The organism is Campylobacter sp. BCW_4323, assembly GCF_001763115.1.
Taxonomy (GTDB): Bacteria; Campylobacterota; Campylobacteria; order Campylobacterales; family Campylobacteraceae; genus Campylobacter_D; species Campylobacter_D jejuni.
On the sequence record NZ_MJYC01000081.1, the window covers coordinates 4,524 to 5,353 of the forward strand.

General features: G+C 28.9%; 1 protein-coding gene. It reads left to right on the forward strand.

The features are described from left to right. Nucleotides 1-710 (forward strand): hypothetical protein (locus AJN60_RS08360; RefSeq protein WP_070287354.1); only part of this gene is annotated, 710 nt, incomplete at its 5' end. Nucleotides 711-830 lie beyond the last annotated feature (120 nt).

Sequence of the window (830 nt, forward strand, 5' to 3'; positions counted from 1 at the left end):
AAAGTAAGGTTGAAAAGATGATTTGTAATGATGAAAGTGGGGAGTTACAAAAACTTGATAGATTGTATTCTAAACTCTATTTTTCAATACTAAAGAGTATCCCAAAAGATACAAAAGAGGGGCAAGAGACAAAAAAACAAATGCAAAAATTTGCTAAAAATTTTATAGATTATAGAGACAATATGCGTTGTTTTTTATTGGCAAAAAATGATGATGAAAAAGAAGTGGAAGAAGTATTTAACAAAGGACGCGAAAATGGAATAATGTATGAAAATCTTGACTCGGTTCATTTTGGTTTTAAACCACATCATTACAAGCCTTGTATAGCAAGGGTTTATAAAATGGGAATTTTATTGCTTAGCACCAATACTATCATAGATACAAGTTTTCTCATAGACAAAGATACTTTTTATACTTGCAAGGGCAATATGATACTCGATATTTTTTCTATTAAAGGTTTAGCAAAGTTTAGATTTTACAATAAATTGTTTCCACAAGGATATAAAGAAACCATTATAGAAGCCTCCAAAGCATTACAGGAATTAAGCTCAAATGGTCGCTATACTCAAGTATGTGCGTTTGAAGATGAGGGATTTATATGCACAAATGGAGGGTGTGAGTTTGATTTAGATGAAATGCAAACTAGAGTTATTCAGCCACTTGATAATTTTATTCAAAATATAGATTTTAGGAAACTAAATGCCAATTAAGACAACAAATTTAAGCTATGAGGAATTTAAAAGCTTACAAATAAATAAAATTAATTTCTATTTAAAGGAGGAGTTCTTATGCAAAAGTTTTTAATAGTTTTAGGATTGTGTTTAATGTTA